The 18,876-nt window shown below is 46.9% G+C and carries 16 protein-coding genes; 10 read left to right on the forward strand and 6 right to left on the reverse strand.

Annotated features, from left to right (window positions below; all coding sequences use genetic code 11):
• The first annotated feature begins 19 nt into the window (after positions 1-19).
• On the forward strand, positions 20-1,246 hold the full coding sequence (locus D3H65_RS17900; RefSeq protein ID WP_119051621.1) for a sterol desaturase family protein: 1,227 nt from the start codon (positions 20-22) through the stop codon (positions 1,244-1,246).
• A gap of 324 nt (positions 1,247-1,570) precedes the next feature.
• Here the strand turns inward: D3H65_RS17900 and D3H65_RS17905 are convergent, their stop codons facing one another.
• Together D3H65_RS17905 and D3H65_RS17910 are read right to left on the reverse strand one after the other, a co-directional pair.
• Positions 1,571-2,077: a hypothetical protein gene (locus D3H65_RS17905; protein WP_162915703.1), complete on the reverse strand. Its 507-nt coding sequence runs from the start codon at positions 2,075-2,077 to the stop codon at positions 1,571-1,573.
• A complete protein-coding gene (locus D3H65_RS17910) occupies positions 2,035-3,597 on the reverse strand; it encodes a BamA/TamA family outer membrane protein (RefSeq protein ID WP_162915704.1) in 1,563 nt (520 codons plus the stop codon). Before D3H65_RS17910 ends, D3H65_RS17905 begins: the two co-directional genes overlap by 43 nt.
• Positions 3,598-4,217: 620 nt before the next feature.
• Here D3H65_RS17910 and D3H65_RS17915 point away from each other — a divergent pair.
• Positions 4,218-5,099: a YihY/virulence factor BrkB family protein gene (locus D3H65_RS17915; RefSeq protein WP_119051624.1), complete on the forward strand. Its 882-nt coding sequence runs from the start codon at positions 4,218-4,220 to the stop codon at positions 5,097-5,099.
• A 20-nt stretch (positions 5,100-5,119) separates the two neighbouring features.
• On the opposite strand, the gene D3H65_RS17920 is transcribed toward D3H65_RS17915, so the two are convergent.
• The gene (locus D3H65_RS17920; protein WP_119051625.1) at positions 5,120-5,998 is read right to left on the reverse strand and encodes a bestrophin family protein; all 879 of its coding nucleotides are present in this window, start codon (positions 5,996-5,998) and stop codon (positions 5,120-5,122) included.
• Positions 5,999-6,591: 593 nt separating this feature from the next.
• On the opposite strand from D3H65_RS17920, the gene D3H65_RS17925 reads away from it, so the two are divergent.
• The 5 genes from D3H65_RS17925 to D3H65_RS17945 all read left to right on the forward strand — a co-directional run bounded on the left by D3H65_RS17925 (position 6,592) and on the right by D3H65_RS17945 (position 11,539).
• Complete coding sequence (locus tag D3H65_RS17925) at positions 6,592-7,290, forward strand: T9SS type A sorting domain-containing protein (RefSeq protein WP_119051626.1); 699 nt, start codon at positions 6,592-6,594, stop codon at positions 7,288-7,290.
• Between the two features lie 178 nt (positions 7,291-7,468).
• Positions 7,469-7,822 carry a YciI family protein gene (locus D3H65_RS17930; RefSeq protein WP_119051627.1) on the forward strand — a complete coding sequence of 118 codons (354 nt, stop codon included), beginning with the start codon at positions 7,469-7,471 and terminating at the stop codon, positions 7,820-7,822.
• A gap of 80 nt (positions 7,823-7,902) precedes the next feature.
• Positions 7,903-9,180, forward strand: coding sequence for an RNA polymerase sigma factor (locus D3H65_RS17935; RefSeq protein WP_211345512.1), 1,278 nt, complete (start codon positions 7,903-7,905; stop codon positions 9,178-9,180).
• Between the two features lie 55 nt (positions 9,181-9,235).
• Positions 9,236-10,540: a hypothetical protein gene (locus D3H65_RS17940; protein WP_119051628.1), complete on the forward strand. Its 1,305-nt coding sequence runs from the start codon at positions 9,236-9,238 to the stop codon at positions 10,538-10,540.
• A gap of 45 nt (positions 10,541-10,585) precedes the next feature.
• Positions 10,586-11,539, forward strand: coding sequence for an ion channel (locus D3H65_RS17945; protein WP_119051629.1), 954 nt, complete (start codon positions 10,586-10,588; stop codon positions 11,537-11,539).
• An 81-nt stretch (positions 11,540-11,620) separates the two neighbouring features.
• On the opposite strand, the gene D3H65_RS17950 is transcribed toward D3H65_RS17945, so the two are convergent.
• Together D3H65_RS17950 and D3H65_RS17955 are read right to left on the reverse strand one after the other, a co-directional pair.
• Positions 11,621-12,466 carry a LamG domain-containing protein gene (locus tag D3H65_RS17950; protein ID WP_119051630.1) on the reverse strand — a complete coding sequence of 282 codons (846 nt, stop codon included), beginning with the start codon at positions 12,464-12,466 and terminating at the stop codon, positions 11,621-11,623.
• A gap of 206 nt (positions 12,467-12,672) precedes the next feature.
• Entirely contained in the window at positions 12,673-13,128 is a 456-nt protein-coding gene (locus D3H65_RS17955; protein WP_119051631.1) for a single-stranded DNA-binding protein, read from the reverse strand.
• Between the two features lie 416 nt (positions 13,129-13,544).
• On the opposite strand from D3H65_RS17955, the gene mnmA reads away from it, so the two are divergent.
• From mnmA to D3H65_RS17970, 3 genes are all read left to right on the forward strand, one after another.
• The gene (gene mnmA / locus D3H65_RS17960; protein WP_119051632.1) at positions 13,545-14,639 is read left to right on the forward strand and encodes a tRNA 2-thiouridine(34) synthase MnmA; all 1,095 of its coding nucleotides are present in this window, start codon (positions 13,545-13,547) and stop codon (positions 14,637-14,639) included.
• A gap of 210 nt (positions 14,640-14,849) precedes the next feature.
• A complete protein-coding gene (locus D3H65_RS32970) occupies positions 14,850-15,620 on the forward strand; it encodes a hypothetical protein (RefSeq protein WP_162915705.1) in 771 nt (256 codons plus the stop codon).
• Positions 15,621-15,663: 43 nt separating this feature from the next.
• Positions 15,664-17,637, forward strand: coding sequence for a S8 family peptidase (locus D3H65_RS17970; RefSeq protein WP_162915706.1), 1,974 nt, complete (start codon positions 15,664-15,666; stop codon positions 17,635-17,637).
• 22 nt (positions 17,638-17,659) lie between these two features.
• Here the strand turns inward: D3H65_RS17970 and D3H65_RS17975 are convergent, their stop codons facing one another.
• Entirely contained in the window at positions 17,660-18,856 is a 1,197-nt protein-coding gene (locus D3H65_RS17975; RefSeq protein WP_119051635.1) for an RsmB/NOP family class I SAM-dependent RNA methyltransferase, read from the reverse strand.
• Positions 18,857-18,876 lie beyond the last annotated feature (20 nt).

Raw genomic sequence — 18,876 nt, forward strand, 5'->3', positions numbered from 1 at the left:
ATCATCAACACAGCTTACTATGAAACTGAACATACTGGCCTTTGCAGTACCGCTTTTCGTTTCGTTCATGGTCCTGGAATACGTAGTGGCAAGGCGCAAAAAACTGCCTTACTTCAACCTGCACCATTCCATTGCCAATATCAGCGTCGGCATTGCCGAACGACTGATGGATGTATGGGTAGTCGGATTATTCTATTTCGTTTACGATTATATACAAAAGCACTATGGCCTATTTCATATTAAGCCCAACCTCTTACTCTGGATACTGTTGTTGCTCTGTACCGATTTCATGTGGTATTGGTACCACCGCCTGGCCCATGAAATAAATATCTTCTGGGCGGCACACATCGTACACCACCAGAGCGAGGACTTTAACTATACCGTATCGGCACGTATCACCGTATTGCAGGCCTTTATACGCACCGGATTCTGGGCTGTATTGCCCTTGCTCGGATTCCCGGCGCCAATGATCACCAGCATACTAATTGTACATGGGCTCTACCCGTTTTTTATCCATACCCGCCTCGTTGGCAAACTGGGCATATTGGAATATATATTCGTAACACCTTCCCACCACCGGGTACACCATGCCAGCAATGAACAATACCTCGATAAGAACTATGGCGATGTATTCATTATCTGGGATAAGCTCTTTGGCACTTTTCAAAAAGAAGAAGACAATGTTGAGATCAAATATGGGCTCACTCATCCCATAAAAACCTATAGCTTCCTCTGGCAGCATTTCCATTTCCTGGCCGAGCTTACCTATGCCATCCGCCGCACCAAAGGAGGCTGGAACAAGTGCAAGCTCCTGTTTAGCAAACCCGATCAGATCGACCCGGCTGTACGGGAAATAGCAGAAGAACGGTTCAGGATACGGCAAAGCAATGCCCCGTTTGATAAACCCCTCAACAGGTATGTGATTTGGCAGATCGGCCTTACCATTGCCCTGCTCTTTATTTTCATCTTGTTTGAACACTTTATTCCGTTAACACAACAGGTACTCATATCCCTGGCCATCATGTTAACACTCATCAATTGCGGGGCGATTATGGAGCAAAAACAATGGATCTATTACCTGGAGTTTTTACGCTTACTAACCCTCACTATAGGATTTATACTGGTATACCCGGCTGTGTGGGTCAACATCCTGTTGCTGTTTGCAGCCATACTACTGGTAGCTTATTTCGATACTATCCGCGTGTATTACCTCCAATGGGTATATCACCGGCACAGAAGCTCTTAACATTCACGAGTTACGTGGCCGAGAGGACAGGCGAAGGTTGGCAAGACCTTCTACGATGGTTCGACTCCATCCGTAACTGCATTGCATCGGTTCAACTTTCATACCTGAACCTCCGGGTGATGTTTCTACATCGCCTTCCATTTTATTGCATAGCAGCATGTCACTATGTCGTTACATGAGATAAACTACTTTTTCGTATGGCAAGCAATCGTTGATGAACGGGTGGTGTTTCTACACTGCCCTTTTTTTTGCCCAGGCAGCATGCTGCTATCGAGGTAGCGTTCCGCTATCGAAGCAAACACCTCCCTACTCACTACTCACCACTCAATTCGCGATGATCAACTCAGGACGCTTAATAAACTGGCGATTGTACTTAAACTTCACACTCGAATTCACTTCAAACCGCCACCTGTCGCCAAAATAATTTTTACGGGGAAAGAAAAACGCTTTAAACTCAAGCGTACCGAAGATCAAACTCTCATTGCGGCTACGCAATCCCCCTCCCACACTGCTCCACAGATCCGTTTTATAAAGCTCCTGCTTTTCGGGGGTCAGTAGCGTAAGGTTACCAAACACAAAAGGAGCAAAACGAAAATTGAGCAGCATCCAGGGACTAAAGAACACAGATTCCCCCTTCAGCGTAGTACGGATCTCTCCATATACTTTTTTGGTATTGCGCAATTCCGGCAAGCCAAACTGACTTTCCAGGAACAGTGGTTCATTCAATTCCTTATTGGCCTGCAACGTTATGCCTGCACTCACAAAACTGCGCTGCTTCCATTTCTTGCTCAGCGTTTGCAGGTTCGAAAAATAATCCAGGTTAAACAACACATCCGCATCCTCAATAGTATTCTTATTAAAGTATCCCCCACCCGGGCAGTATAATTAAAATAATGTTCCTTTTCCGTAAAGAAGAAACGCGAAAAGTCGATGCCCGCATAGGGCCGCTCCCGGCCCTGCGTTTTTGTCCAGCCGGCAGTAAGCGAAATATCCATGCCTTCCGGTACGTCCTCATTCCGGCCAAAGCCGTACACATAACGTACCTTATAGAAATCCTGGCGGAAAATGGACAGTGAGGCCAACGCAGCCATCCTGTCGATATAATCATAATAATATTCCTGGTAAAATACCCCCGGCACTTCCTGGAACTGCTTCCTGAAAAAACGCGCACTCAATAATGTACGGGTACGGTCATTATCATTCTGCACTTTCCCCAGTTTGTAAGCACCCGTATTCCATCCAATCCACGTATCATAATTAAAATAGCGGTAGCGGGAATCCGACTTATAGGTCGAATCATTGAGATACATGTTTTCCGTGCGGTGATAACCTACTTCACCCGCATAGGTAAACCGCAGGTAAGGATTTACCAGCGGCCTGATCAGGCGTGCATAATAGGTCACTTCCTCATCCCGGCCACTATTGAAGGCATCATTGAAATTATCATAGCCAATAGATCCGTCAATAAACGAACCTCCAATGTTTCGTTTGATGAACTCCGCACCATAGCCCACCTTTTCCTTCCGGCGCTGGTCATACAGGATGCTGCCCGCCAACCGGTCCCCCCATCCTCCCAGGTTATCTTCCCGGATCGTGGCACTCACACTCGTAGAATTGTGCATCCGGAAGGAACCACCGATCGACAATACATCCTTCGTAAAAATCGTAATATCCACCGAATCAAAACTCCGGTCCGAAGACCGGATCGAGATCCTGGCATCCTGGAGATAAGGCTGGTCACGCAAATGACGTTCGTTATCCGCCAGCAGGTAAGGAAACACCTTGTCGCCCACCTTAAAAAATAGGTTATTGCGGATCACATACCCCCGGGTCTTATGGTGAAAACTATTAGCCAGGTTCGTAAGCCGGCTCTTGAAGGTCTTGCTCGTATCCGTAATGGGCGTACCGAAATCAACCCCCACAATCGTAATACTCCGGATAACCCGGCCATTGTAAATACTGAATAGCAGATCATTCCTGATAGGCCCCGTCACCACATCACCCGTAGGATTGTTGGATAGCAGGTTGCGGGCCAGTTTGCCCACCAGCCCCTTCCGTTTCAGGATAAAACTGTCAATAGAAGGCCGCCTGAGCGAATCGGCCCTTTTTAGGTCCGCTTTCTTAATGGCAGTATCAGGCACCACCTGTGCCGGTAGTTGGATCACCAGCAAAAGAGACAAGGAACAGTAAGTAATAATGAACAACCTCGTAAACCTCATAGCGTCCCACCTGATTATGAACGGCAAAATAAGCTTTTCACCAGAATCCTGTGCAAAAGCAATACCGCCATAAGACGGTCCATCCTGTCCATTGGTGGCAACAACTACCCTTTTAAGGTCGTTTACAGGCATCCGGACACAACTTATAGCCTGTTTGCCACCATTCATTAAATAAATGGTGCAGTTTACTCAATAGCGTTTTACACGGCCCACAGTACGCAGTAGTTTTGTGTCAACAAAGGAACAAACAACCAGACAAGCCTTATCTCATAAACCTGATCGCTATGGATTTTGTTCCTTTTCATTGGAGACCGTGCCCCGATGATCGTACCACAAAAGAACGTACAGGTGCCCCGAGAACCGTTGTAACTAACCCTTACAACTTACCAGACAACTAAAGCCGGGACTTCGTGAAGAGAGGCGCGAGACAAGTATGGCAAGCAGGAAATCAAATTATTCAACAGGGCGGAAAGCAGGTGAAGGATGCCAGGTTTAGGTTATCCGCCATGAAATGAATGAAGCGTAGTAAGAGAGTCCCGGTTTTTTAAATTCGGTTACAGTTTTTTCAAAGGAAAATACATATTGGATGGTTTACCCAACTCCCTTTTTTTCTAAAAAGGGAGTCTTTTTTTGTAAGCGATCAGCCATCCCCTCTCGTTAGCGTCCTCCCAACACCCTGCATTCAAAGCATTTTAACTACCTTCATCGCGGGCTTTACTATTGATAAACATAAAGCCGAAAATGCAAACCTCATGGCGTTTTTTCGTGATGCAGTAACATTACTGGGATTATTAAGGGCAGCTTTCCGCGAGTTTAAGAAAAACGAGCCTTTGCGTATGGCAGCAGCTACCGCATTCTTTACCACATTTGCATTACCAGCCATTCTCATTATACTCATCCAGATCTTTGGGCTCATTATGGGTCGCAGGGCCATCGGCCAGCAATTGTTTACAGGCCTTACTGATATCCTGGGGCCTAATGCAGTAGAAGAAATGCGCGCTACCCTGCGCAACGTACGATTGCTCACCCAATCCTGGTACATTGCCGCCGCCGTATTTTTGTTCCTTCTCTTCGTAGCTACCACCCTCTTCAAGGTCATCCGCGATTCATTGAACCAGCTTTGGAGCATACGCGTACGGGAAGGGGTGGGTCTAAAATTCCAGTTACGGCAAAGAGGCAGGTCATTCGTAGCTATCCTTATAGCCGGCATTTTATTCCTGGCCGTACTCCTGGCCGAAGGCCTCATCTCATTGCTTCCCGAAAAAGTGGTGTTCCTGGTGCGCCTCTTAAAACAGCTCATCTCTATCGCCGCCGCTACCGCCTGGTTTACCATCGTATTTAAATACATTGCCGATGGATATACCAGTTGGAAGCCCACCATCGCAGGAGCATTTTTCACAGGCTTACTGTTCACCCTGGGCAAAATGATATTGGGCGTACTACTGTCCTACAGCACCATAAAGAATATTTATGCCACCTCTACCTCCTTTGTGCTACTCCTGCTCTTTGTATTTTATTGCTCCTTTATGTTTTACTATGGCGCCTGTTTTCTCAAAGTGTGGGCTGTGCACAAACAAAAACCCATCATACCTCATCGCCATGCCATGAAGTACAAACTCTCATTGGTAGAGTAATTAAAGAAGGTTAACAATCCTTATAAGATCTCCTGCACATGCTTTTTAATATTACTCGCAATCTTCTGCGTAGGCAGGTCATTGGCATCATTGCCAAAAGGATCTTCTATTTCCTCCGCGATCAGCTCAAGACTGGCCAGTACATAAAAGATAAAAGCCACAACCGGTATAGCAATATACCCCAGGCTGAAAACAAAGCTCAGCGGCAGCGTCATCACATAAAAGAAAATGAACTTCTTCAGGAACACACTATAGGAAAATGGGATGGGAGTATTTTTGATCCTTTCACAAGCCCCACACACATCTGTAAATGATTGCAATTCCGCTGTCAGGGTGATTAACTGATCGCCCGATACAATACCTTCCTGGTTCAGCCGGTACACCCGTTTCAACAATAAGGCCGCCACCTGGTTGGGTATGTGCTTCGCATGGTCCAGCTCGCCCAACTCAGGGTGTTCTTTATCATCCAGCGCCAGCCGCGTGCTTTCTTCACCAAGGTGGCGGGTAAGTACATTGGCATACATGGGTATTACCCGGCGGAAAAAAGCCCGGTTGCCTTCATCTGTAGCGTCCAGTATCGCATTCATTTTAATAGCCAGGTTGCGGCTGTTGTTCACCAGCGCTCCCCACAGTTTACGCCCCTCCCACCAACGGTCATAGGCCGTATTCGTACGGAATACCAGCAGCATAGAGATCACAAAACTCAGCAGGTTATTCATCAATGAGATATTCTTGAGGTAATTACCTTGACTCAATTTGAGTACCTCCAACTCTAAAAAAGCGATCAATGCCGTATACACACTAATGCCCAGAATAAGAGGGACCAGCGTCCTTAACGTATCAGCCTTATGAAAGCGAAAAACAAACGAGAACCAGTCTTTAGGATTATAAGTGATCATACTACAAAAATAATAGCCGGTGGGAAATGAAAAAGAGGTTGTTCAAAAGTAAGCTTTAATAATTCCGTGTTCCGCAGAACACCACCATAGGCGGCAAAATCAAAGAACGCAAGTTTAATCATTCATGTTCTTCATCATTGCGTTTTCCCCCTTTGTTTAATTGCGAAATCAGGCTCTTTTGACAACCTCTAATATCTTTAGATGGATACAATATAATAAATAGAGATGGGTATTTAGTCAATCCAGGCAGTAGCGCCGGGAGGTACGGATGGTATAATACAGCCTTGCTGAACACCCGTAAAATTAAGACGCTTTTTTGTAAACTCCAATACTCCACAGCAGGAAAACCAGATCATTACGCATGGAAAGCGAACAGATACGTACTATTACAAATATTATTGGTATTTTCTACATATAGCATCCCCTTCCAGTCAACCCGCTGGTCACACCTCTACCCCCAATAACCAATTCCCCGCCACTTCCAACTCCTCAGGCAGGCATCTTCAGGCATCGGATTTGTAATAACTGTGTTGCGCCTTTTTCAAACCAGTCTGACTGTTTTTACCTGGCTTATTCATGTAAAAATTAAGTGTATGACTAAGTATAACTTCCTCTGCCACCTGGTACGCCCTACCTGCCTTTTATACCTGTTCCTGGCTGGCAATGCCTTGCAGGCACGGCCCCTAATGAACTTTCCACCTGTCATCGCCACTCACTCCGAACCATCGGCAAAGGTGGGTAATTTCCTCGCCACTCTGCCCATTACCCTGCTCTCCTTCTCTGCAAAAGCGCAAACAGGCTACAATGAGCTACGCTGGAAGATCATCCGGGAGGTGGATCTCAGAGAATTCTCGATTGAATACAGCGAGAATGGCATTGACTGGAACAAAGCAGGCATCGTACTTCCGCTGCCAAATAATGTAGACCCGGAATACAGCTTCAAACATTCCACCACCATAGAAGGAAATATATACTACCGCCTCAAAATGATAGCCAGGGACTACAATTATACCTATTCACCCATCATTGCCCTTGATACCTGGCCCGAAAAAGGCCAGGAACTACAACTTTTCCCTACTGTCAACAGGTATGGCCAGTTACAGGCACTGGTCAATGAACCCTTCGGTAACCTGCAGGTATTCAATATGCAGGGACAAATGCTCATGACCCGCAACCTGCAAAACCAAACAGGCATCATCCGGCTCGATGTCAGCGCCTTCAGCAAGGGCACCTATATTGTATGTGCAAGCCGCCCCGACAAAAAAGTAAGTAAGACCTTCATGGTACTTTAAATTATTAAACATACTCATCCCTTAGAAAACAAAAGCTCTGAATGCCAAACCCGGCAAATGCCGGGTTTTTATTTGCCCGGTAGGGAGACACTGAAATATTTTCGCAATTTTGTCCTGCTCCCCCTTCTTTATTCGTCATGCTTGCGACAACGACATTTAATCATGCTAAAAACCATTTATGAAAGAGTTTATGTTCATTTTTAAAGGGCCCTATTATGAAGACATGGGCCTGAGTGCGGCAGAAGCTGAAGCCAATATGTACAAATGGCTCGATTGGGTACAGCAACTCAAAAATGAGGGTGTGTACGTGGAAGGACGTCCATTGATCAAAGCAGGCAAAACCCTTTCCGGTAAAAACCCTGTAGTGACCGATGGCCCTTTTGCAGAAAGCAAGGAACTCGTAGGCGGCTATTTTATTATCAAGGCCAGCACCATCGAAGAAGCATTGAAACATGCCAACGGTTATCCCGATTTTGAATTCGACGGCGCAGTGGAAGTAAGGGAAGTGCAGGTCATTCCCGGAGCCATGTAAGAAACATACAACAACATTCCGTTACCGGTTGCCCGTCATCAGACAAGGTAACCGGTAACTTGTATTTCAAATCCAGGCCTTTGGCACAGGAATCTCCCCAGCAGGTTGTAGACCATCTGTTCCGCCATGAATCCGGAAAGATGATCGCTGTGCTTACCCGCGTATTTGGTACCCACAACCTGGGTATGGTAGAAGATGTGGTACAGGATGCTTTCCTGAAAGCTGCCCAAACATGGCGTTATGGCCAGCTGCCCGATAATCCTGCAGCCTGGCTTATCCACGTAGCCAAAAACAAAGCCATTGACATCATACGCCGTGAACACCATTTCCGTCTCTATTCACAGGAACTCGCTTACCAGCTAAAAACAGAAGCAGAAGAAGCCGTCGAGCATTTCTTCCTCGATACTGAAATTGCCGACAGCCAGTTACGCATGATATTCGCCTGCTGCCACCCCGCTCTCAAGGAAGAAGACCAGATAGCACTCACCCTCAAAACCGTATCCGCATTCAGTGCCGCAGAAATAGCTCGCGCCCTCGTCACCAATGAAGCAACCATTCAGAAACGATTGTATCGTGCCAAACAATTTCTGAAAGAGGTCCACATCCCCCTGGAAATTCCAACAGGAGAACAGTTAACACAACGACTGGAGATCGTATACGCTGTATTATATCTCCTGTTCAATGAAGGCTACAATTCAGGCAAAGAAGATGAACTCATCCGTCGCGACCTCTGCGTGGAAGCCATGCGTTTAGGCGTACTGTTATCCCGGCAGACTGTAGGCAGCCGCCCCGCCACCTTTGCCCTCCTGGCACTCATGTGTTTCCAGGCTTCCCGATTTGAAAGCCGCATAAGCGAGAACAATACCATCATCCTGTTGCAAAACCAGGACCGCAGCACCTGGAACAGAGACCTTATCAGGAGAGGATTTCAATACCTCAACCATTCCTCACAAGGACAGGCATTGACCATCTACCATATCGAATCTGCTATTGCAGCCGAACACTGTATAGCAGAAGCTTTTGAAAATACCAACTGGCAACGGATGCGCTACCTCTACGATCTACTGCTCGACATAAAACCAACACCATTGGTACGATTAAACCGTGCCATTGTATTGGCCCAAATGAACCAGGGCGCAGAAGCAATCCAGGAGATCTGGAATATTGAAGGCATCGAAAAGCTGGTAGCCGCCCAATATCTTTATTCCGCTGTGCTGGGCGATCTCTATTGGCAGCTGGGAGATAGCAACAATGCCAGCAGATACCTTCGCCAGGCCTACGACCTCACCACTTCCCTCGCAGAAAAAAAGCTCATCCAGGAAAAGATCGAACAAGCAGAAAAGCTCCACATGAATTAAATGCTGTTGTTAGACTGAACCTGTCGAAGTCTTCTCGTTGCTTTACATTTGCACCATGAAGTCATGGCTCATAAGCTTGCTGGGCTTGCTCTTGTGGCAGGTGATCGCCACTGCCCAACCGCGCAGGGAGGATATCTATTCCGGTTTTGTGTTGTATGATAAAAGAGCCTGGCTGGAGAAAGACCTGCGCGAGAATGTAATTGGCCGCACATTCTCCCAGGCCATCGACAGCAATTCCGAATACCGCTTTGAATCCGCCTGCCTGGCCATTGCCCAGTTCCAGCTTTCCGGTCCTGAAGTAGCCAACGGATTTGATAAACTCTTTCTCCAATACGATTCCCTGCAGTACGATACCAAAAGAGCCTTGCTGGAAGCAGTATATGCCATTTATCCCGGCGCCTATGCACAGCAGGTACAAAATGTGTTGTTGAAAGAAACCAACCCCAGGCTCTTTGCCATGAGTGCCGCCTATCTTTTCCGGCAGGATACCTCCATCAACAAAGCAAATGAGATCAAGATCAGGATGGTGGAACAGTTCAGCAATTATGATTCAATACCCTTGCTGCTCGCATTGGAAAGCTACCTCAACAATTTCCTGCCAAATAAAGCCCATAAAACACCCGATATAACAGCCCTGTTTGCCAACCAGGCTTCCCGAAAGCAAAAGACCATTTATTCTTTCCAACGCTGGAACCGCGATTATCCAGGCCTCGCCATTGTACAGGATGCAGCAGGCCGTTTTATGCGTCACCCCGATGGACGCCTGATGATCTTTGAACAATTGGCCCGCTCCGCTTCCGACCTGCCTTATTTTATTACCAATGGCAGCACCCCACAAGGCATTTACAGCATACAAGGCACAGCCTCTTCCAAAAACACATTGATAGGTCCAACCCCCAACCTCCAACTGATAATGCCCAATGAAAGCAACTGGGATAACTATTTCCAGTTACCTCCCTGGGAACATTGGGACAGTACCCGCGATTCAATGGCCGCCTACCTCGATCTGTTGCCACCCTCCTGGAGAAAGTACACTCCCATAACCGAAGTCTTCCAGGCAGGTTTGATTGGCCGGTCTGAGATCATTGCCCACGGCACTACCATCGACCCCGAATATTTTAAGAGCAAGCCCTGGTATCCCCTCACTCCTACCAATGGTTGTCTTTGCGCCAAAGAACTGTGGAATGTATCAAATGGCCACCTCCTCGTCAGCGAGCAATTTAATCTCGTAAGTACTTTCATGGCAACACCCGGCGGCAAAGGCTATCTCTTTGTCATTAACCTCGATGATCAGCACGCCCCCGTAAGTCGGGCAGAGTTGGAACGATATGTAAAAGCCTACGAACGCAGCAGGTATTAAACCCGGATATATTTTTAAGGTAGATTTGCTATCAAATATTTTGTTATGCCTGCTATCAAACGTGTAAATCCTGCTTCTAACATTAACGACGATACAGGTTTTGGAAGCAATACCTATAATAAAGGAGGCCGTTTTATCAACCGTGATGGCTCCTTCAACCTGCAAAGAACAGGTGGCCCATTGCATGAAAGGATCAGCGTATACCATACCCTGCTCCACCTCTCATCCTGGAAGTTCTTTGGAGTCATCATCCTCTTTTTTATTGTCATCAACCTCTTGTATGCCACCGTCTATTTCCTGTTGGGCCCTTTCCAGTTCACTGGCATGCTCAGCACCACCAATCAATGGCAGGTATTCAAGGAAATGTATTTTTTCAGCACCGAAACATTTACGACAGTCGGTTACGGACGGGTAAATCCCATTGGAGACGGAGCCAATTTTGTAGCCTCCCTCGAATCCCTCAACGGATTCCTCTCCCTGGCCATCTTTACCGGTCTTATCTATGGGCGATTCTCCAAACCACGGGCCTTCCTGGCCTTCAGTGACATTGCCGTAATTGCACCCTATAAGAATATGACCGGCCTCATGTTTCGTTTTGCCTGCTATAAAGATCACCACACCCTTACCGATGTGGAAGTAAAAGCAACCATCGCCCTCCTGGTCCAGGAAAACAACCAACCCGTCTATAGATTCTTCGACCTGCCCCTTGAACGTAATAAGATCCAGAACCTTCCCATGAACTGGACCGTGGTCCATCCGATTGATGAACAAAGCCCCTTACAAGGGTTCACAGAGCAGGAACTCAGTGAAACAGACGTAGAATTGTATGTTTTAGTAAAAGGTTTTGATGATGTCTATTCCAATACTGTACTCAAGCGCACATCCTATATACATAATGAGATCGTTTTTAACCGGAAATTTGTACCCATGTACCGCGAAACAGAGAGTACCACCATTCTTGAAATGCATAAGTTGAACGAAACCATTGCAGTATCCTGATCCACCATAAAGCCATACCAATAAAAATGCCCCCGCTGAAGCGAAGGCATCTATCTAAGATATTATCGTCAATAACTAACCTTAATCCTTGCCCCTATTCAATTGCTTCACCTCACCATCACATAAAGCCCTGTTATAAATACGAATATCATCTATTACACCATTGAAAAAGTAGGGGTACTGGCTGTTATCGTTTTTTCCGAAAAATACATCAGCAGGATTAGGCGTAAACGGTTTTGCAATATCCCTGGTATCTTTCAGCTCTCCATTGATATATATTTTCGAATGCCCGTTTTCATAAGTATACACGATATTATACCATTGTCCTGTTTTTGCAAAGACAGTATCCGTAAGAGCATAAGGGCCTCCGCCTTGATTGTCTCCATAAGCTCCGCTAAATTTTTCTTTATTCAGGTCTACTGGTGTATTACATACCTGATCCGAAACACGTAAGGCATAATATCCGTTTGAATATTCTGTAAAATAAGATTTCCCTAGTATTTGGTTGCCATGACACTCACCCCGGTAGAAATCATTTATTTTAACAACAGCTGCCAGCGTAATAGCCTGAGGTGGGTTAAGGCTGCTACTATTAGCAACTCGCATATAACTGGAAGTTCCGTTAAACAAATAAGCGCCATTTGCATTTCCAAAACGATCCGCTGTTGTAGTAGCATTGTTGAATACAATATGGTTATTCTTACCACTACTATCATTTAGGTTACCACCTTTAAAATTGTACCAGGCTACCAGTCCATCCTTCAGATCATAACAATTACAGTCAACAGTATCCCGGATGGTTATCGTATCCTTAATAATAACAGTATCGTAAATAGGTTCTTTTTGACAGGATACAAGCTGTGTGCCGGTAGAGAAAAACAAAAAATACAGGAGCAGGCTTCCTGAAACAATCTTTAAATACTTCATATACAGGGTTTAAAGTGAATTAGCAGGCAAGATAGTCCCTATCTGCATACGCTTTTTACCAAACCCATATTCGTGCAGGAAACGGCCAAAAGCGTGTCATTTTAGCTTAAAGTCGTGCAGGCTACCCCCATAAAATCACAAAAAAATGCCCCACAGAAGCGGAGCATTTTAATACTTAAACTATAAAACAGTGGGATAGTACAACATTAAAAAGGCAGGTCATCCATCGGCTCACCATAGTTACCACCGCTGGTAGCGGCAGCAGGTACTGCATTATTGGAGGGAGCAGCATAACTGGTATTGTTATTATTGCTGTAACCGCCACCTTGGTTATCGCCACCTTCAGTACGGCTGCCCAATAACTGAATACTCAATACACGCAGTGTCAGAGAAACACCCGTTGTGCCGTCATTCTTTGAATAGGTTCTGATATCAGGCGTTCCTTCTACATACACCTGAGTGCCTTTACGCAGGTAAGGTGCAATACCCGTACGGTCTGTCCAGTAAGCACACTCAACCCAAATGGTTTTATCTTTCTGGTTTCCCTGGGCATCCTTAAATTTCTCCGTATGTGCTACGTTGAAGTTGATCACATTCTTTCCATTCACCGTGTTCGTAACACAATCTTTACCCAGGTTACCGATTGCTTGCAATTTGATCATACTTAATAATTTTAGCTTCGTACTATTGTTTCAAAGGGCAATTTACACCTTCCTGCAACGGTAACCATAAATACTATTTTTGCTGTTAATAACATGTGAAGTATCCAAAAGTTGGAGCCTCCTTGGTCATTCTTCTGAAAGGATCAACATTCACCAATTGGTGTCAATCCATTCACACGCCAAAGCACACCCGATCTAAAAAGAAAAATATCCATTACTGCTTTACCCATCATGATCCGTCAGGATATTCGGCTTCCTGCCATAAAAACCAGTTCAGCCTGTTTTGACCTTTTCCTATCATCCGTCATTACCTCCCTCTCCTCCCGACTTCCCGACTTCCCGACTTTTCTGCCTTTCCCCACTTCCCCGAACAGTTTGTATATTTGCCTGTTATTCTCCATACTAAACAAGCAAAAATGAGTCGTAAAGGAAAAGTGCTGGTAGCCATGAGCGGCGGTATCGATAGTACCGTAGCAGCCCTCATGCTCAACGACCAGGGCTATGAAGTGGTGGGCATTACCATGAAAACCTGGGATTATGCAGCCAGCGGAGGCAGTAAAAAAGAAACAGGTTGCTGTAATGTGGACTCATTCAATGATGCCCGCATGGCAGCCGTACAGCATGGTTTTCCGCACTTTATACTGGATATCCGGGAGGAGTTTGGCGACTTTGTGATCGAAAACTTTGTGGACGAATACCTGGCAGGCCGTACCCCCAACCCCTGCGTCATGTGCAATACCCATATTAAATGGCGGGCATTGCTTAAACGCGCAGATGCACTTGATTGTGAATACATTGCAACTGGTCACTACGGCAGTATCCACCAGCATACCAATGGCCGCCATTATATTAGTAAAGGCGTCGATGAAACAAAAGACCAGTCTTATGTATTGTGGGGCCTCCAACAAGACCTCCTTGCCCGTACCATGCTGCCCCTGGGCGGTTTCCGCAAGACCGAGATCCGCCAGATGGCCCTGGACTACGGTTACCCGGAACTGGCCAAAAAGAGCGAAAGCTATGAGATCTGTTTTGTCCCCGACAACGACTACCGCGGCTTTCTGAAACGCCGGGTGGGCGGCCTGGAGCAACAGGTAGCAGGGGGTAATTTTGTAGATAAAGAAGGTAAGATACTGGGCCAGCACAAGGGTTATCCCTTCTATACCATTGGCCAGCGCAAAGGCCTGGATATAGCATTTGGAAAGCCTGTATATGTCACCAATATCATCCCCGAAACCAACACCGTCATGCTGGGAGATGAGGAAGACCTCAACCGCCACGATATGCTCGTAAGCAAGATCAACTGGCTCAAATACGATGGCATTACCGACGGGATGGAAGCCATTACTAAGATCCGCTACAAAGACAAAGGCACCCTGGCCAACCTCTATACCCACGAAAGAGGCGTCAATGTACGCTTCTATGAAGATGCCAAAGGCGTGGCCCCCGGGCAAAGCGCTGTTTTTTATGAAGGAAATGATGTCATTGGCGGAGGCATTATCCAAAGGGGATAAACAGCCTTAAAAAGGCCTTTGAGACCTGATTTTCAAGCAATAATTAGCCTTATAAAACGTTATCTGAACCGGGAAACTTCCATGCTTCCCGGTTTTTATTTATAGCCTCCCCCATCCGCCGGCCCCGTGCTGATCGTATCTTAGGAGGCAACAAAAATTGAATTATACTTGTCCATCAAGAAGATATCCATAGAATCTAACTGGTTTACCATGAAAAAACGCGCTACCCTGTTAAAATGTTTTGCATGCCTGGCCCTGGTGGCCATCATGATTGGTTGTGAAAAAGAAAAAGACGATACCCAGTATGATAAGCCCACCGATTACCTTCAGCTGCAAGTAGGCAAATACATCATTTACCGGTTAGACTCCCTCAAGTTTGCCAACTTCGGGCTCGATGAGGTCATCTCTTCCTATCAGGCCAAGGAAATAGTAGAAGGCACCGGCATCGATCAGCTGGGCCGCCCATCCTGGCGCATACAACGTTATTTAAGAGGCTTAAACAGCACCAATGAGGCCGACTGGAGTGCAAGCGTAGCCTATGAAGTGATCCAGGGCGATAATACCATCGAAGTAAATGAAAGCAACCTGCGCACCATTAAACTACAAGGCCCCGTAAAAGAAGGCCGCAGCTGGTTGGGCAATGGCTACCTGCCCGATGAACCCTATTCCCAATATGAATTCAGCGTTACAGAAAGCATGGAGTTTTGGGATTATACCTACGAAGAATTTGGCGCTGCCGATATCAACGGAAAAGCCTACGACAATACCATTACCGTAACTCAGATCAACGATTCTTCCGACGTACCCGTAATTGATATACAAAGACCAGGTTCAAAGACAGTATGGATAGAGAAGTACGCCAAAGACATCGGCCTTATTTACCGGGACGTGGCTATTTGGGAATACCAACCCCCCGCATCAGATCCCAATGGTAAGAAGATCGGCTTTGGCTTCAGGTTATCCATTCTGGATCATAATTAAGCCCTTCCTTTACAAGCAGGGAGCCACCCAAAACCATGGCTGCATGAAAAAGTTTTTGACCCTCGCATGTTTAATGACTATATGCCTGGCTACCCGGGCACAATATTCACGATACATAGTGCAGTTGACCAATAAGAAAGGGACCGCACATACCCTGACAGCACCAGCTACCTACCTTTCTGCCAGGGCCATTGAACGCCGCACCAGGCAACACATCCCCATCGACTCCACCGACCTCCCCGTATCAGCTGTCTGGCTCGATAGCCTGCGCAAGATCCCCAATGTTACCATCCTCAACACCTCCAAATGGTTAAACCAGGTATTGATCCAAACCACCGATGCCAACGCACTCACAAAGATCAATAGTTATCCATTTGTAAAAACAGCCGCCCCACTGGGACTCAGAACACAGGGCGGCCTGGATAATCACCGTGTTGAGCAATTCACCGAAACCGTTACCCCCCTCGAGCCAGGCGCCATTGATCAAACAGCCAGGCTCACCGGAGAGCTGACACTTAACTATGGCAGCAACTTCAACCAGGTACATATTCACCGTGGTGAATACCTGCACAACCATGGCTTTACCGGCAGAGGTATCATCATGGCCATACTCGATGCAGGGTTCCGCACCTACAATACCAACCCCGCCCTCGATAGTGTACGTTTGCAAAACCGCATATTGGGCACCTGGGACTATGTGAACAATGAAACCAGTGTTACTGAAGATGATACACATGGTCTTTACTGCTTCAGCATCATTGCATCCAACAGGCCCGGCCAGATCGTAGGCACAGCCCCGCATGCCAGCTTCTGGCTCTTACGCACAGAACAGGCAGGCGTTGAATACCCCGTAGAAGAACAATATTGGGCTGCCGGCGCAGAATTTGCCGACAGCGCCGGTGCCGACATGATCTCTTCCTCTTTAGGATACATTGATTTCGACGACCACGCATTTGACCACAGCTACTTACAACGCAATGGCAATACTTCCATCATTACCCGTGCAGCCGGCTATGCTGCCCGGAAAGGCATGATCGTGATGAACAGTGCCGGTAACAACGGCGCACGCACCGACGACCTCAAATATGTATCCTGCCCCGCCGATGGCGATAGTGTAGTAGCCGTGGGCGCTACCACCAGCACGGGCGCCATAGCTTCTTTCAGCAGCTGGGGTCCCAATGGTGCAGGATTATTAAAACCTAATATTGTATCCGTAGGTCAGAGTACCGTATTCGCCGGTTTAAATGGCGCCCCCGCTGCAGGCAACGGCACCTCCTTCTCCAATCCCAATATTGCCGGCCTGATAGCCTGTTTGTGGCAGGCATTTCCGGAGTTAAACAACATGCAGATCATAGATGCTGTACAAAAGAGCGCCCACAAATACACTACCCCCGATGCCCGTTTTGGATATGGCCTGCCCGACTTTAAAAAAGCCATGGTATCCCTGGTCCAAAAGCAGGCAACAGCGGGTAGCTCTTTCAATAATTGTACAGTAGATCTTCAGTGGAGCAGTAAGGATGATACCAGTGTGGTATACTCTATTACCCGGAAGTTGCCGGGCGAATCAACATATACGACCATTAAACAGGTACCATCAACATCTTTGACATTCAAGTCCAATACCTACACATTCAAGGATACCCTCACTGCTGTAACAACAGGATTGGCCGAATACCATATCGTACAGGCCATCGGGTCCGATACCACATTCGATATCGGCGCTGTGCAGCAATCCATCAATGGCATTTGTTTTCCGGTGAATACCACCCGCATCCTGCCCAGCCCATTCAACACCCGGTTCAACATTGTAATAAATACACCCGATATCATCACCAATTTGGGTGTACAGATAACCGATATGCAGGGCAGGCTCATCTACAAACGCGTGTTGAACAAGCCCGCAGGCTACTTCAACTGGCAATTGTATACTGCCGGCTGGCCAGGCGGCATGTATAAAGTAACATTATTTAACGGGAGTAAACGCTTCTTTAACCAGAGGATATTGAAGCTGCCATAAGACCGGCAACTATTGATATCCATTAGTCCTTCTTCAGCAAAGCCGCAAACATCGTATCAGCCTGCTGATCGTACCCCCTCAACAACTCCATCTTCACGATCGCTAAGCCAAAATGCTGCTGTATAAAAGAAACCACCTCTTCATTTTCTTCCCTGAATACCGAGCAGGTAATGTATAAGAAATGCCCGCCCGGCGCCAGTTTTTCAATTACACGGCTTACTATTTTTTGTTGCAGCCCCCGGTATCGTGCAATAGCAGCTGGCTCAAAATAATACAATTGCTCCGGCGTGCGGCTCCAGGTTCCGGAACCCGAACAGGGTACATCCGCTATAATAAGCTGAGGAGAAACAGGCAGCTGAAGCGTTGCCTGCGGATCACCCAGATCAGCTACAAACGACCTGTATTTTGTAATGCCCGCTTCTGCAAAACGCTTTTTGAGGTTGGCGATAATAGACTCCCGGATATCAGATACCGTAAGATCGATAGAACCCAATACATCCCAGGCCAGGATAGATTTTCCACCACTGGCGGCGCAACAATCCCACACCCGCACACCGGGCGCCGCAGCCAATAGCTCCGGCTGCAGGAACTCCCCTACCCTTTGCGAGCTATAATCCTGTATCACCCCTTCTTTATTAAGCCGGATCACTTCATCGATCTTCGAAGCATTGGCCAGGGCGATACAGTGAGGTGCCGGCATACCATAGGAAATCCCCGCCCCGTCCAGCTTTTGTTGCACCATCTTTTCCTTGCCCGGTCTGATGCGCAGAAACAGATGCGGCTGCACCAGGAAAGAACCGCTGAAGGCCTCATGATCAATACCTGCACTGAGCGCATCCTTCCAGGGGAAAATAGCTGGTGCAGCATCCGGGGCACCCGATGCAGAGGAGGAGGAAACCGCATTGACAAACGAAAACTTTTCTTCAACAGGCAAGCCCGCCTGGTCGTTCCAGGCCGGTTTCAGTTGCGCCAGCATTTCGTTGGGCGTAGCCGAACAAAGGAATAAACCAGCCACTATTCGCTCTTCTACCGTCAACAATGGATATCCTTTTCCCAGGCGGAAATAGCAATAACACAGGTGACTGATGTTCTTACGGTCACGTGAACCATATTTCTTATCCTGCCGGAAAAAGTCCTTAATAAAAATACCGAAGGGCTGTTGTCCTTTATACTGGCCGATAACCTGCACCGCCGTATTGAGGTGAGCGAAGAATTTCATCCCGTGCAAGATAGTGAATA

This window comes from Paraflavitalea soli (assembly GCF_003555545.1).
Lineage (GTDB): Bacteria > Bacteroidota > Bacteroidia > Chitinophagales > Chitinophagaceae > Paraflavitalea > Paraflavitalea soli.

Coding starts and splice junctions, on each gene's coding strand:
- D3H65_RS32970 (WP_162915705.1), top strand. CDS start 14,850: ATGAAAAAACGCGCTACCCTGTTAAAATGTTTTGCATGCCTGGCCCTG.
- D3H65_RS17925 (WP_119051626.1), top strand. CDS start 6,592: ATGACTAAGTATAACTTCCTCTGCCACCTGGTACGCCCTACCTGCCTT.
- D3H65_RS17900 (WP_119051621.1), top strand. CDS start 20: ATGAAACTGAACATACTGGCCTTTGCAGTACCGCTTTTCGTTTCGTTC.
- D3H65_RS17930 (WP_119051627.1), top strand. CDS start 7,469: ATGAAAGAGTTTATGTTCATTTTTAAAGGGCCCTATTATGAAGACATG.
- D3H65_RS17970 (WP_162915706.1), top strand. CDS start 15,664: ATGAAAAAGTTTTTGACCCTCGCATGTTTAATGACTATATGCCTGGCT.
- D3H65_RS17940 (WP_119051628.1), top strand. CDS start 9,236: ATGAAGTCATGGCTCATAAGCTTGCTGGGCTTGCTCTTGTGGCAGGTG.
- D3H65_RS17945 (WP_119051629.1), top strand. CDS start 10,586: ATGCCTGCTATCAAACGTGTAAATCCTGCTTCTAACATTAACGACGAT.
- D3H65_RS17975 (WP_119051635.1), bottom strand. CDS start 18,856: ATGAAATTCTTCGCTCACCTCAATACGGCGGTGCAGGTTATCGGCCAG.
- D3H65_RS17910 (WP_162915704.1), bottom strand. CDS start 3,597: ATGCCTGTAAACGACCTTAAAAGGGTAGTTGTTGCCACCAATGGACAG.
- D3H65_RS17920 (WP_119051625.1), bottom strand. CDS start 5,998: ATGATCACTTATAATCCTAAAGACTGGTTCTCGTTTGTTTTTCGCTTT.
- D3H65_RS17955 (WP_119051631.1), bottom strand. CDS start 13,128: ATGATCAAATTGCAAGCAATCGGTAACCTGGGTAAAGATTGTGTTACG.
- D3H65_RS17950 (WP_119051630.1), bottom strand. CDS start 12,466: ATGAAGTATTTAAAGATTGTTTCAGGAAGCCTGCTCCTGTATTTTTTG.
- D3H65_RS17915 (WP_119051624.1), top strand. CDS start 4,218: ATGGCGTTTTTTCGTGATGCAGTAACATTACTGGGATTATTAAGGGCA.
- mnmA (WP_119051632.1), top strand. CDS start 13,545: ATGAGTCGTAAAGGAAAAGTGCTGGTAGCCATGAGCGGCGGTATCGAT.